Origin of the sequence: Brevibacillus gelatini (genome assembly GCF_050920745.1) — a bacterium.
In the GTDB taxonomy this organism is placed as follows: domain Bacteria; phylum Bacillota; class Bacilli; order Brevibacillales; family Brevibacillaceae; genus Brevibacillus; species Brevibacillus gelatini.
Window position 1 is genome coordinate 408,011 of sequence record NZ_CP154342.1, and the last position, 13,631, is coordinate 421,641.

Here is a 13,631-nt window from a genome sequence, read left to right on the forward strand (position 1 = left end):
AAGGGTAGAGTGATAGAAAAGAGAGTTCCCCTTTTAACGAAAAGAGTGAGTGGACGATGCAGATTGTTTATCATTACTTGCGCTTGCGCCAGCATTTTTCCGACAGGCCGGAGGGCGAGGCGCTGGAGATTACGTTGAGCGAACTGGCTGAGATTTTTTGCTGTACGGTTCGCAATGTCAAAAAAATTTTGAAGCAGTTTTTGGAGCAAGGCTGGATTGAGTGGCTGCCGGGCCGGGGGCGCGGGCGAGGATCGCGGCTCGTCTTTGTGCGCAGTGTGGAGCAGATCGTCGTTCCGCTCGCCAAGGCGCATATCCGGCGCGGTGATCTGGAACGGGCCATGCAGCTTCTCCATGAATCCCCGCTCTCTGCAAGCGGACGGGAACGCTTTTTCAACTGGCTTTCCGGTCAGTTTGGCTTTCGCAGTCAGACGGTGGAACAGCGCACGCTGGATACGTTGCGCATGTCCTTTTACCGGACGATCCCTTTTCTCGACCCGGCGTTTGTCAACAGACGGACCGAATCGCACATGGTCAGGCAAATTTTCGATACGCTCATTCGGTACGACGAGAAGCAAAACACGTACAAGCCGCACGTGGCCCATTACTGGGAGACGAATGAGGACGGGACGAGCTGGACCTTTTATCTGCGAAAAGGGGTGTTGTTTCATCACGGGCGCGAGCTTACGGCTCATGATGTGATCTGGACGCTGCAGCGGGTAGCTGATCCACAGACGAAATCGCCGTATCGGTGGATGATGCAGGATGTCGTGCGAATGACTGCGCTGCGGGACACCGTCCTGCAAATCGAGCTGCGACGGCCAAACCGTTTGCTGCCTGCCTATTTGGCCTCGGATCGGCTGTCCATTGTTCCTTGGGACGTGGTGCAGCAAAAAGGGGAAGCGTACAGCCGTTTGCCCGTCGGGAGCGGGCCTTTTCGCCTCGTGACAAATGATGAGCAGATGTTTGTGTTGGAGGCATTTCCGACTTATTTTCTCGGGAGGGCTCATCTGGACCGGGTGGAAATCTGGGTGGTGCCGCCATTCGACAAGCGCAGCGAGGAGTTTTTTGCCGCAGCCAAAGAGGTGCACTTCCAGACAGCGTGGAACATGCCGAAGCCGCTGGGCAGGTGGCAGGAGCTAAAGCAGGTGGAGCGGGGAGCAGCTTATCTCGCCTTTAACCTGAATCGACAAGGACCGCAGCAGATTCCCGCTTTCCGCCAGGCGCTTGATCGCATTATTTCGCGCAGGCAAATGATTGCAGAGCTGGGGTGGAACCGCTACGGGCGTGCTTTCAGTTTTTTTCCTGAAGTCGCCGGATTGGATTCTGCGGTAGCCGAGGGGAGCAGTGCGGAAAAACGGGCCGTTGTCATGCAGAGCGGTTACTGTGGAGAGTGTCTGAAACTGTATACGTACGCGGGAGCGGGAAACGAAAACAACGCAGAGTGGGTACAGCGGCATTTGGCGGAGTGCGGCGTGGTTGTCGAGGTAACGGTCGTGCCCGTCGAAGAGTTGAAAAAGCCGGACGTGTTGCGGCAAGCCGATCTCGTTTTGGCGGGGGAAGTTTTTGATGAACAGTGGATTTTGGGCATGATTGAGTTTTTCCGTTCGGATCACAGCTTTGTGCGCCAACTGTGGAGTCCGGCCTTGCGCGAGCAAATCGACCGCGAGCTGGATCAGTTGATGATGGAGCAGTCCGGGGAGTGCCAGCAAAGGAGGCTGCGCGCGATCGAGCTCTTGCTCGGGCAGCAATCGGCTCTCTTGTACCTGTACCATACGCGGCAGCATTCGGTCTACAACTCGGCGCTTGCCGGTGTTTCGTTAAATGCGCTCGGACAGGCCAACTACAAAGACATCTGGTTCAAACAGGAGCATGCTGCAAGCGCTGATTGAGGGAGCACCCATGCGCGCGGGCATAAAAAAGAGGAGGTGTATTGGCCAGTTCCTCCTGCTTCGATTATAACACAAAGCGGAGGGAAATCCGAGACTGTCCGCGAGGCGGCAATTGCGCTAAGATAGGGTTTCGATGACAAAATATGGGGGAGAGGCTATGAAACGTTTTCGGTTCGACAGACAGGCAGGCAAGGAGATCGAACGTTTTGATTCTGTCAGCGCTGTGTTTTCCAGTATCGTGCGCACAGACGAGTCAGTGTCTATCGGCTGCATTCATCTGCAGGCTGGCGGAGTGGTGGGCTATCATCCGGCTGTTTGCCCGCAGCTTTTTCTCGTGGTCAGCGGAGAAGGCTGGGTGAGGGGAGAGGATGACCAGCGCATTCCGATTCTGGCGGGACAGGCGGCTTTTTGGGAGACGGGAGAAGGGCACGAATCCGGAACCGAGTCCGGCATGACGGCGATCGTCATCGAAGGCGAGCGGCTTGATCCGCATAGTTTCATGCCGCTCTTGGAAGCATAACTCTTCACACCCACTGGGCAAAAGCGAACGAGAACATCTTGGAAAGTCGGGGTAAAACAGCAAATGACGTGGAAGACACACATGCTTCTGGGCGCAATCGCGGGCTACTGGGCGTACCCATCCTGGGAGGGCAGCGTGATTGGAGCGACGATGGCGCTGGTGCCGGATCTCGATCAGGCACGAAGCAAGCTGGGGCATCTTTTCGGCCCCTTTTCGAAAATGCTGCAAAGAGGACTGGGCCACCGGACAATCACTCATTCCTGGGTCATCCTGCTGCTGCCTGCCTTTTTTTGGGGCGATACGCCAGCGGGCTGGGCTGCTTTCTGTGGATTGCTGTCGCATCTGGCAAGCGATATGCTGGTGGGGCGGATTCAGCTTTTTTGGCCGCTGCGGACGGGGTGGATCGGCCTGCCGTTGCCGAAGACGCTCTATCGCACGGTCGACTGGCTCGTTTTTTACGTGGCGATTGGATATATCGTCTACACGGGATATTGGTAAAGAAAAAGACCCCTACGTTGGAACAGGGGTCTTTGCTTATCATAGGTGCGATGCTTACGGCTGCATGAATTGCTGCACCAGTTCGGCGTTTTCCATCATGAATTTTTGGGCGGCGGTTCCTGCTTCCTGCTGGATTTCCATCATTTGCTCCTCTGTGAGGTTTGCGAGGTTGACGGAATTGTCCGCAGTCATTGCCGGAATCTCCAGCGCTTTTCCGAATTCTTGCTTGGATTTCAGCTTCAGGCTGAATCCTTTTGGCATGTCAGGGAGCGGATTGTCGAAGTTGATTTTCACGCTGCTATCAGAGTCGCGGCCGTTATCTGTTTTCGTTTCGGAAAAGGTGATGTTTCCGTTCAGAGCCATTGGCTGTTTGTATTTATCCGCCATGACCAGGGCGAAATCGTACTTGCCGCTTACTTTTTGGCCTTCCTTCACAGATTCAATTGTGGAAGTCAGATCCAAAGTAGGCTGTTCGTTGTCTTTTACCAACAGGCTCAGCTTGCCGTTTGTTTTGCCGTTTTGCTCGGTCGCCTTGAACGCGTAGGACACTTCGCCGTCTGCCGGGTCCTCCGGATTGTGCAGGGCGTAGCGATAGAGGCTGTCTGCGCCTTTTTGGTAAGTGATGCTGCTGAAGAACGGTTGCTCTTGCTTGTTGTCATTTCCGGTAAACATCAGCTTGCGCGACAGGATTTGGTGATCGCCGTCCACGAGCACGACCATTTTCAGTTGCTCCTTGCTGTCTGTGGCGGAGTCGTTGATTTCTTTCAACAGGTTGTCGAAGCTTTGTTCGTAGTTTTTCTTGAATTCTTCCTTGGAGATTTCTTCTACTTTATAGCCGCTGTCCGCCAGCAATGTCGCAACGTTGTGGTAGCGGGTGTAGATCAAGTCAAACAGCTTCTCGTCCGCCTTTGCTTTTTCGGCGAGCTTCGTTGCGAGGGCTTTCGCTTCTTCATGCGTAAAGGTTACGGTGATTTCACGTGCGCTTTCCTGGAAGCCTTCCTCGGAGAAGGACGCGCCCTTGTTCAGAGTCACCTGGCTGTCCTGAATCGAATCTGCGTAAATCAGCGCGTAAGGTGTCAGGACGCTTTTCACTTCATCCTGGCTGATTTGAACGGCCTTCATCAGGTCGCGATACGTCAGGAAGCGCTTCGGCAGCTCTTGGCCAAACTTTTCTTTGAACAGATCGCGGTCTTTCAGGTCCATATAGCCATACTTGGAGTAAAATTCAGGCAAACGAAAACCGAGCTGTGTATCGTTCAGGAAAAATTCCATGGTAGCCAGCTTTTTGTCCTTGAGATGGACTTCGAGATTGCCTTGCTGCTGATTTTTTTGCTCGTCGATGTTGCTTTGCACGACGATTTTTGCACTCTTCAACAGTTCGAGCACCTTCTGGGCTTGCGGGTCTGTGAGTGCGGTATCTACTGTAATGTCAGACAGCTCCGTTGTGGAGTGTACAGGTTTTTCCAGATAAGGCTTCATGTAGTCCTCGTATTCCCCATAAGCCTTGGAGATGTCAGATGAGAACTTCAGCATGCTCTCTGCCTCGGATTGCAGATAAATGGTTTTTGGGCTTTTGAACAAGTCGAATTTGGCGTAGGCCGTTCCGAGCCCGCCCAAAATAACGACTGCAGCCGCTCCGGCAATCAATAGCGGTTTTTTCAAGCTTTTACGTGGCGGGTTCACGCTTGTTGTGGTTTCCATGAGTTCCTCCCCTTTTTGACTCTCTCTCTCTTTTTATGGTGCGAATGGCAAATGGTTTTTCGCACTCAATTTCGTATTGTACCATAAGGAGGAGGTTTGAAAGTGATTTCCAGTAAAATATTGCAAAAATGAGGAAGAAAGACCCAAAAATACAGGGGGTCTGTTAACTATTTTCTCGCTGAGGCCGATTTGTCAGATGATTTCTTTCTTTTCCCGCGTGAATCGACGAAAATGGATAGTACAAGCTGCTTTTTGTGCGAAAGAGACAAGGGATGGATAGGAGGAGAATCGCGTGGACTTTCGCGTGCTGCAAACGTTTCTGGTGGCGGCTACGACTGAAAATTTTCACCAGACCGCTGAGGCGTTGTTTATTGCCCAGCCCACTGTCAGCCAACATATCCGGCAATTGGAAAAGGAGCTGGGGATCAAGCTGTTTGAACGGGTCGGCAAACGGGTTCGGCTGACGGAAGCAGGCAAGCGCTACCTGCCGCATGCAAAAGGGCTTTTGGAACAGTGGCATCACAGCATGGAGGATTTGCAGGCGTGGCGCCAAGGATACCGGGCAAAGCTCCAGGTGGCTGTCTCGCCGATCATTGCCCGTGCCCGCTTCTCTCATTTGCTCCATCGTTTTACCAAGCTGTACCCTGATGTGGACATCTCGATCAAAATTGCCGACTCGGTCGATATTGGCCCGCTCGTGCAGAGTGGCCAGGCAGACCTGGGACTGACCCGGATGGTGCCCGGGGAGCTGCAACTGGACACGTACATGCTGTACGAAGATCCGGTTGTATTTGCGGTCCCGCACAACGGCGGAGACATGGACGCGCCGCTGCCCGATTGGGAGCAGGAGGTGCAGTCCAACCGTTTGCTGACGCACAATCACCCGGGCTACTGGGACGATCTGCTTTTGCTTTTGCGCCAGAGGGGACTGGCCTTGCGCACGATGGCTGTCTCGCAGGTGGACATTACCAAACGCTTCATCGAAGACGGGCTTGGCGTCTCATTTTTGCCGCGTTCGGCTGTGAGTCGGGATTTGTTCGAAAATCGCTTTATCGAGCTGCCGACGCCCGGACTCGTTTTGCCAAAGGTCGCCTCCTACCTGCTCGTGCCCAAAGCCGGCATCAGCGAGCCTGCGAAGCACTTCATGGAGATTTTGCAGGCGCTGTATCCGCCGATGCCGCAAGTAATGCCGGGTAGCAAAGGAGCGCCATAGCCTGGGCTGAGGTTATAACGAACGATTACGAAATGTGATTAATATTGATTTTTAATTCTATTTATCTTTCAAAGTGGTTCCCGATATACTGAAAGAAAAAGGATCAAAAAGGAGTGGCGATCATGGCAAAACACCATCCTTTGGCTATCGGTCTGGAGGGAATCGCGGTAGCAGAAACAGACCTGAGTCTGGTCGATGGCATAAACGGATTGCTTGTATACCGCGGGCATTGGGCACGCGATCTCGCAATTCATCACACATTTGAAGAAGTTGCGCACCTGCTCTGGTTCGGACATTTGCCAAGCGAGCAGGAACTTGCCGAATTGAAGAACAAGCTCAAAGCAAACCGCGAATTGCCGGAGCATGTAAAAAGCATCCTGAAGCTGATTCCGGCCGATGTCGATATGATGAGCGTGCTGCGTACCGGTGTTTCCGCTTTGGGCAGCTCTTCCCACGGCTTCCCGCCGACGATGGATGAGGTTATTTCCCTTGTGGCGAAAATGCCGACGATTGTCGCGTACCGCTTCGCCTGTCTGGAAGGCCGTGAGCCGCTCGATCCGAATCCGGAGCTGGATCACACGGCAAACTACCTGTACATGCTAAAAGGCGAAAAGCCGAATCCTGCCCATGCGCGCGCGCTCGATGCTTATCTGATTTTGACGCAGGAGCACGGCATGAATGCTTCTACCTTTGCAGGACGCGTCGTCAGTTCTACAGAGTCTGACCTGATCTCCGCCATTACGGCAGCCATCGGTACCTTGAAAGGCCCTCTGCACGGCGGCGCTCCATCCGAAGTGACCGAGATGATCGAAGCAATCGGCACGAAGGAAAACGCCGAGCCGTGGCTGCGCAACAGGCTGGAAAACGGCGGCCGCCTGATGGGCTTCGGACACCGCGTCTACAAGACAGTCGACCCGCGGGCAACGGCCTTGCGCGTCGTCGCTTCCGAGCTTTCGGCCAACGACCCGTGGTTTGATCTGGCGACACACGTGGAAAAGGTCGGCCTGCAACTGCTGGAAGAATACAAGCCAGGCCGCAAGCTCAATACAAACGTAGAGTTCTTCGCCGCAGCCGTCATGCGCGCAGTAGGGCTGGACGACAACCTGTTCACACCGACATTCGCCGTCAGCCGCGCGGTTGGCTGGACCGCTCATATTATGGAACAGGCAGCGAAAAACCGGATCATCCGTCCACAATCGAATTACATCGGCACCATGCCGGAATAATAGAGAAGGCGTCTTGTCTTTGGTTTTGGAGGAAAGCTATCCGTTAGGGCGGGTGGCTTTTTTGCTGCTGAAAGAAGTGTGGGGCAAACTGGGAGCTGTGGCAGACCAGGCAGGGCTTGTGTTCCGAGCTTTCCTCGCCTCACCAAAAGCTCCGATAAACGGGCATTTTAAAACAGATCCTACCGCCGAACTCCATCAATCTCGTCTAATCCCACGTCCCAACAAAGACACAGACAAAGCAAAACCTGCTAACCTTTTTCAGCCGCCCACAAGCCAATCCCCAAAGTGCAGCCAAAGCTTGCAGACCATGCTAACTTTTGGCATGATAATGAAAAAAAGTAAGGAGTGGAACAAATGGCTTTGTTGTCTACCCCGTTTCAGTTCAAAGGATTGACCCTGAAAAATCGTGTAGTCATGCCGCCAATGTGCCAGTACTCCGTGGAAGCGCAGGACGGTACGCCGACAGACTGGCACTTCGTTCATTACGTGTCCCGCGCAGTAGGAGGCACAGGCCTCATCATCGTTGAGATGACAGACGTAGAGCCGGACGGCCGCATTTCCAACTACGACCTTGGGCTGTGGTCCGACGAGCAGATTCCGGCGTACAAGCGCATCGTCTCAGAAGTCCACAAGTACGGCGCGAAAATCGGCATCCAAATCGGGCACGCTGGCCGCAAAGCGGAAGACGCGGAAGTTCCCGTATCCGCATCTGCAATTGCTTTTCCAGGCTCCCGCTACAAAACCCCGCGGGCTCTGACAACAGAAGAAGTCAAAGCGATGGTCGTCAAGTTTAAGGAAGCGGCAAGACGCGCGGTGGAAGCAGGCATGGACACAATCGAGATTCACGGCGCACACGGCTACCTGATCCACCAGTTCCACTCCCCATTGACAAACGTGCGGGAAGATGAGTACGGACGCGACAAAGCTCTGTTTGGCGTGGAAATCATTTCCGCCATCAAGGAAGTGATTCCAGAAGACATGCCGCTCATCATGCGCATCTCTGCCGTGGAATACGTGGATGGCGGTTACGGGCTGGACTACAGCACCGAGCTGTGCCGCAGGTACAAGGAAGCAGGCGTGGACATTTTCCATCTGTCGAGTGGCGGAGAGGGCCCAATCGGCTCCGGCGGACGTCCGGGAATCCATCCTGGCTATCAGCTTCCGTATGCACGGGCGATCAAGCAGGCACTGAACGTTCCCGTCATCGCGGTAGGGAACCTCGACGATCCGAAGCTGGCGGAAGCGTCGCTTGGCAACGGCGACACCGATCTGGTCGCAGTAGGACGCGGCATGCTGCGCGATCCTTACTGGGCCCTGCATGCGATCCAAGAGCTGTCGGCGGACGAAGTCCAACCGCCGAAGCAGTATGTGCGTGCATTCTAATTGCATTTTTTGGTAAGTAGGAGGGGCAACCTTCCATGCCGCGCTATGGCGGACATGGGGGAAGCCCCTTTTTTGTGTAAAAGTTTACATAATAATAGGGAGTTTTATCCACCTGGATCGCTTGTCTGCCCATAGGCCACCAGCGCTTGCACAGCCTGCTGCATCTCCGCAAGCTCCTGCTGCGACAAGGGACGCTCCAGGTAACGATACTGCTCGTAGAAGGCAGTGATTTTGCCTGCCAGCTCCAGCTGTACCGCTGTCAGTGCAGGATGCTTTTGCAGCCGCTGCAAAAACTCTTGTGTCGTCTCATGCGGGTGAATCGTGACCCCTTGCTTGTCCATCGTCTGCAAAAAACGGAAGTAGGCGTAGCGGGTTGCGTCATCCGTTGGGCCAAACGGTTTTTGGAACCATTTGGAGACATCCCATTCGGCCGCCGCTTCGCCCTCAGTAGAGGGAGGCAGCGGGGCCAGATCCATCGCGGGGGCTGCTGCTTTTTGCTCCGCCTGCCCTTGACGATTGCGCCTTTTCCACATGTACCTGCCCAACAGAAACAGCGATACGACGACGGCAAGCCCAATCAGATAAGGCTCCAGCAAGGAAAAGAGCGGCTCGCCCTGGCTGACAGGGTCCAGGGGAAGATTGCCGCCTTGCCCATCGTTGTTTAATGCATGATGAACACGCTGGTCTTTGTCCAATACTTGCGAAAGCCCGGAAATCCACTCTGTCAGCTTCTGCAGGACAGGCTCGATCAGCATGTAAAGCCCGGTGCCAAGCGGTCCCTTCACCCAGGACCAGAGCAGGGCCAAAATACCGAGCAGGGCAGAGGCAGCCGCCACATAGCCAACCGTCAAAAGCAGACGGGTTGTTAGCACCTGACCTGCGAGCAGAAGACGGAGGCGGGCAGGCAGGCGGATGGGGAGAGCTTCCTCCCGCAGCAGGTAGGCTCCGATTGCGATCAGCACGTAGCTTCCGGTAACAAGGGCGAGCATGCCGAAGTAAGGGGCAGGCGAAAACGTGTCGGGATGAACGGCTGTTCCATACAGAGCCGCGACAACAAGCTGGAGCAGGCAGACCATGAAGGCCAGGACGAACCGCCGCAGCAGGCTGACATGGCTGATGCCATTTGCCGCCGCTCCTTGTATGCGCCAAAAAAAGACGCCTGCCAGAGCGAGGGCGATCAGCCACGAGCCGTACAGAACAAAGCTAAGCACCCCCACGCCAAGCACAAACGGATAAAGCAGCAGATGCAGCACGGTATGTCGGCCGCCGTGGTGATACAGCCAGCTTCCCGCGATCAGGAGCAGACAGCCGGCGAGGCAAAAGAACAGCAGCGCACCAAAACCTGCCGTCATCCAGCCAAGCATCATCAGCGATGCGCCAACAAGCAGCGTTTCCAGCCAAAACGTAAGCGTCCAGCGGCCCACGAGGGAAAAGCTCATCGTGCGATCACGCTCCTTTTTTCCAGATGTGACCGTTCATACTGCCTGACCGTCACCTGTTCCCCGGATACGTCGAGCACGGCAATGCTGTGTCCACGCCGTACCAGCCGCTCCACAGTCGTCTGGGGCAATTCCTCTGGCCGCGCCGTTACGAGGATGATCGCTGCCTTTGCCGGACTTTCCTCCAGACGGCGAAGTAGACTGGCAAGCGGTGTGGTCACGTAATGGTGCATTTGCGCGAGCTGGGTCATGACGTGCAGATGGTGCGTCTTGCCGCTGCCAGCAGGCATATGAAAATGCTCGCGACCGCGCTGCCTGACGGTGAGAAGCAGTTCGTAGCCAATCGACATTTTGCGGCACAGCATGGACAGCGCGGCAAGACTGGAGATGACCCGTTCATTGACCTCGTCGTTATGCCGCTGCTGCATCGGTTCATACGATGGCAAAATATGACCGACGATCCGCCAGTTTGGATGGGCGGTGTGCTCGAAAAGTCTTGTTTCGAGCGTGCCCGACCTGGCAGTCGTTTTCCAATGAATATGCTTGAGCCGATCTCCCGGCATATACGGCCGCGTTCCCCGCAAAAAGGTGACATCCTCCTGTTGCCGTTGGCGCGAGAGCCTGCTTCCGTTCGGCTGCGTCTCTTCCAGTGACAGCGGAGGAAGCGGGAGCGGCAACGGGTAGACGAGCAGGGAAAATGACAGCGACAACGGCAACGAAGTGGCTTCCCCGGCGAACAGCGGCATTGTCTCCGATTGAATCTCCGTCAGCCAGACGGTGCCGCGTTTGTGGGGGGTAAGCGTCAAGGTTCGGGTGGCGCTTCGGCGCATGGGCAAGTCGAAGCGCAGCCGCACTACCGTCCGCTGGTTGCTTGTGTTTACCTCGTCGCCGCCGTCGACCGTGACGTGCTCAGGCAAGGAAAAACGTACCCATGTAGAGGGCAACGGCAGCCAGGAGCGATTGTGCAGGCGGACAGTAATCGTCACAGGCGTGCCAGGCATGACGCGGGTTTGGTCGCTTGTCCACTCCAGCTTGAGCCATTTGGATAGCGACCTGGCCCACCACTTTTGGGCGGCTGGCATGAAAAAGAAAAAACCGCCAAGCAGCCAAAGAAACCAACTGCCGGAAAACAGCGCGAAAAGCAGAAGGAGAAAGCCAATCACATGAAAGGTTTGCTTCGTATCCATCCGGCTACACGCTTTCCTCGACAGGGGCGGGCACGCTCGACAGGATCTGCGCCACCACTTCCTCTTCGGTAACATGCAGCTCCGCTTCCATGGACAGGCGGATGCGATGGGCGGCAAGGCTCGGGAAAACAGCCTTCACGTCGTCTGGCAATACATAAGTGCGGCCAGAGACAAAAGCGTATGCCTGGGCTGCGCGCAGCAGGGCGAGCATGGCGCGCGGACTGATGCCGACATCGACGGAGCGGTGGCTGCGCGTCGCTTCCGTCAGGTCGATGACGTAATCTTCCACCGCCTGACTGACATGGACGGCTGTTACTTCTTTTTGCAGGGCGGCGATTTGTTCCACAGACATCACTGGCTGCACGGTCTCCAAAGGAGAGGTGCTGCGGAATCTGCGGAGTATTTCTTTTGCATCCTCGCGCGTGCCATAGCCGAGCGACAGACGGAACAAAAAGCGGTCCAACTGGGCTTCGGGCAGGGGATAGGTCCCTTCAGATTCAAGCGGGTTTTGCGTGGCGATCACCAGCAGCGTCGAGGGCAGCGGCAGCGTGATACCTTCGATTGTGACCTGGCGTTCTTCCATGCATTCGAGCAGGCCGGATTGTGTGCGCGGCGTTGCGCGGTTGATTTCGTCCGCGAGCAAAACGTCCGCGAACACAGGTCCTTTGCGCAGCTCAAACTCGTTCGTCCGCTGGTTGAACACGTGCAGTCCGACTACATCGGAAGGCAGCAGGTCAGAGGTGAACTGCAGGCGGTTGTACGTTCCGCCGATGGCCTGCGCCAACGTTTTGGCGAGCACGGTCTTGCCCATGCCAGGCAAGTCCTCCAGCAGCACATGCCCGCGCGCCAACAGAGCAGTCACCAGCAGGCGCACCTGCTCTGCTTTTCCTACAATTACGCGGTTGACAGAAGATAAAAGACTATCCAGAGCGGGATGGGTCATGGAAAATCTCCTTTATTATAGATAGGATTGAAAGGCGGTTGATCGGATTTTATTATACAGGGAATATCCTGTATTTTACAAATTTTCGCAAACTGATTCCACTGACGGCGGCGACGACGATGAGCGCTCCGATGGCGATGTAGAGGGGCCGAGCACCTGAAAGCTAGCAACAAACAGAAGACAGCACCCAAAAAAATAAAGCGACACGCAACCCCCATAAGAGATGCGTGCCGCTTTTTACGATATAAGCAAACCTAGTTAACAGCAGAAGCCTGAACAGCCCGTTGCAGTGCCTGCTCCAGATCGCCGATGATGTCGTCGATCGCTTCTGTGCCCACCGACAGCCGGATCAGTCCTGGCGTTACCCCGGCGGCTGCCTGTTCTTCCTCCGTCAGTTGCTGGTGCGTCGTGCTGGCCGGATGGATGATGAGCGACTTGGAATCGCCTACGTTTGCCAGATGAGAGAACAACTTCACGGATTCGATCAGTGTTTTGCCTGCCTCGACACCGCCGCGAATGCCGAAGGTGAGGATGGCGCCAGCGCCTTTTGGCAAATATTTTTGCGCAAGGGCGTAGTGGGCGTCACCTTCCAGGCCAGGGTAGCTGACCCACTCGACCGCTGGATGCGCGGCGAGGAATTGGGCTACGGCCAGGGCGTTCTGGCTGTGGCGTTCCATGCGCAGGTGCAGCGTCTCCAGACCTTGCAGGAACAGGAAGGAGTTGATCGGGGCGACGGCTGCGCCGATGTCGCGCTGCAGTTGGACGCGCGCCTTGATGATGTAGGCGAGCGGTCCGACTGCTTCCGTATAGACGACGCCGTGATAGCTCGGGTCTGGTGTCGTCAGGCCCGGGAATTTGCCGTTGTTCCAGTCAAATTTGCCGGAATCGACGATGATGCCGCCGATGGCTGTGCCGTGTCCGCCGATGAATTTGGTCGTGGAGTGCACCACGATGTCCGCGCCATGCTCGAATGGACGGCACAGGATCGGCGAAGCAAACGTGTTGTCCACGATCAGCGGAATGCCGTTTTCGTGGGCGATGTCCGCAATTGCCTGCAAGTCCGCTACGTCAATGCGAGGGTTGCCGATCGTCTCGCAGAAGACCGCCTTTGTTTTTTCATTGATGAACGCCCGGAAGTTTTCCGGATTGGACTGATCCACAAAGTGAACCTTGATGCCAAATCGCGGGAGTGTGTGCGCAAAAAGGTTGTACGTACCGCCGTAGAGGCTGCTGGATGCGACAATTTCATCCCCGGCCTGTGCGATGTTCAAGATGGAAAAGGTGATCGCTGCCTGACCGGAGGAAGTTGCCAGAGCACCGACGCCGCCTTCGAGAAGGGCCACGCGCTTTTCAAAGGCATCCTGGGTCGGATTCATGATGCGGGTGTAAATATTGCCGAACTCTTTCAAGGCAAACAGGTTGGCAGCGTGCTCCGTGTCGCGGAAGACGTAGGAAGTCGTCTGATAGATCGGAACGGCGCGCGAGCCTGTTACGGGGTCTACTTCTTGTCCACCATGGACAGCGAGGGTTTCCGGTTTCCATTGTTGCTGGTCAGACATGCTTATCTCTCCTTCATATATGGGGGATTGGGGATAAAAAAACGGAGCCATTCTCTGAGTAGAAGAAGGCTCC

General features: G+C 55.4%; 11 protein-coding genes. 6 read left to right on the forward strand and 5 right to left on the reverse strand.

The genetic code is table 11. The features are described from left to right. Positions 1–56: 56 nt before the first annotated feature. The 3 genes from AAFJ72_RS02260 to AAFJ72_RS02270 all read left to right on the forward strand — a co-directional run bounded on the left by AAFJ72_RS02260 (position 57) and on the right by AAFJ72_RS02270 (position 2,907). On the forward strand, positions 57–1,889 hold the full coding sequence (locus AAFJ72_RS02260; RefSeq protein ID WP_432775910.1) for an ABC transporter substrate-binding protein: 1,833 nt from the start codon (positions 57–59) through the stop codon (positions 1,887–1,889). Between the two features lie 157 nt (positions 1,890–2,046). Continuing rightward, positions 2,047–2,409, forward strand: a complete 363-nt coding sequence (locus tag AAFJ72_RS02265; protein ID WP_432775911.1) for a cupin — start codon at positions 2,047–2,049, stop codon at positions 2,407–2,409. Between the two features lie 63 nt (positions 2,410–2,472). Next, positions 2,473–2,907 (forward strand): metal-dependent hydrolase, encoded by a 435-nt coding sequence (locus AAFJ72_RS02270; RefSeq protein WP_432775912.1) that lies wholly within the window; start codon positions 2,473–2,475, stop codon positions 2,905–2,907. 54 nt (positions 2,908–2,961) lie between these two features. Here AAFJ72_RS02270 and AAFJ72_RS02275 read toward each other — a convergent pair whose 3' ends face one another. After that, positions 2,962–4,608, reverse strand: coding sequence for a hypothetical protein (locus tag AAFJ72_RS02275; RefSeq protein ID WP_432775913.1), 1,647 nt, complete (start codon positions 4,606–4,608; stop codon positions 2,962–2,964). Positions 4,609–4,900: 292 nt separating this feature from the next. On the opposite strand from AAFJ72_RS02275, the gene AAFJ72_RS02280 reads away from it, so the two are divergent. From AAFJ72_RS02280 to AAFJ72_RS02290, 3 genes are all read left to right on the forward strand, one after another. Next, positions 4,901–5,821 carry a LysR family transcriptional regulator gene (locus AAFJ72_RS02280; RefSeq protein WP_122905409.1) on the forward strand — a complete coding sequence of 307 codons (921 nt, stop codon included), beginning with the start codon at positions 4,901–4,903 and terminating at the stop codon, positions 5,819–5,821. A gap of 122 nt (positions 5,822–5,943) precedes the next feature. Then, entirely contained in the window at positions 5,944–7,047 is a 1,104-nt protein-coding gene (locus tag AAFJ72_RS02285; protein WP_432775914.1) for a citrate/2-methylcitrate synthase, read from the forward strand. 354 nt (positions 7,048–7,401) lie between these two features. Beyond that, positions 7,402–8,430 carry an NADH:flavin oxidoreductase/NADH oxidase gene (locus AAFJ72_RS02290; RefSeq protein ID WP_432775915.1) on the forward strand — a complete coding sequence of 343 codons (1,029 nt, stop codon included), beginning with the start codon at positions 7,402–7,404 and terminating at the stop codon, positions 8,428–8,430. Between the two features lie 104 nt (positions 8,431–8,534). Here the strand turns inward: AAFJ72_RS02290 and AAFJ72_RS02295 are convergent, their stop codons facing one another. From AAFJ72_RS02295 to AAFJ72_RS02310, 4 genes are all read right to left on the reverse strand, one after another. Beyond that, positions 8,535–9,869 (reverse strand): DUF4129 domain-containing protein, encoded by a 1,335-nt coding sequence (locus AAFJ72_RS02295; protein WP_432775916.1) that lies wholly within the window; start codon positions 9,867–9,869, stop codon positions 8,535–8,537. Next, the gene (locus tag AAFJ72_RS02300; protein WP_122905413.1) at positions 9,866–11,056 is read right to left on the reverse strand and encodes a DUF58 domain-containing protein; all 1,191 of its coding nucleotides are present in this window, start codon (positions 11,054–11,056) and stop codon (positions 9,866–9,868) included. The genes AAFJ72_RS02295 and AAFJ72_RS02300 overlap by 4 nt, the downstream gene beginning before the upstream one ends. A 4-nt stretch (positions 11,057–11,060) precedes the next feature. After that, positions 11,061–11,999 (reverse strand): AAA family ATPase, encoded by a 939-nt coding sequence (locus AAFJ72_RS02305; protein WP_432775917.1) that lies wholly within the window; start codon positions 11,997–11,999, stop codon positions 11,061–11,063. A 254-nt stretch (positions 12,000–12,253) separates the two neighbouring features. Next, on the reverse strand, positions 12,254–13,558 hold the full coding sequence (locus tag AAFJ72_RS02310; protein WP_432775918.1) for a homocysteine synthase: 1,305 nt from the start codon (positions 13,556–13,558) through the stop codon (positions 12,254–12,256). Positions 13,559–13,631: the final 73 nt, after the last annotated feature.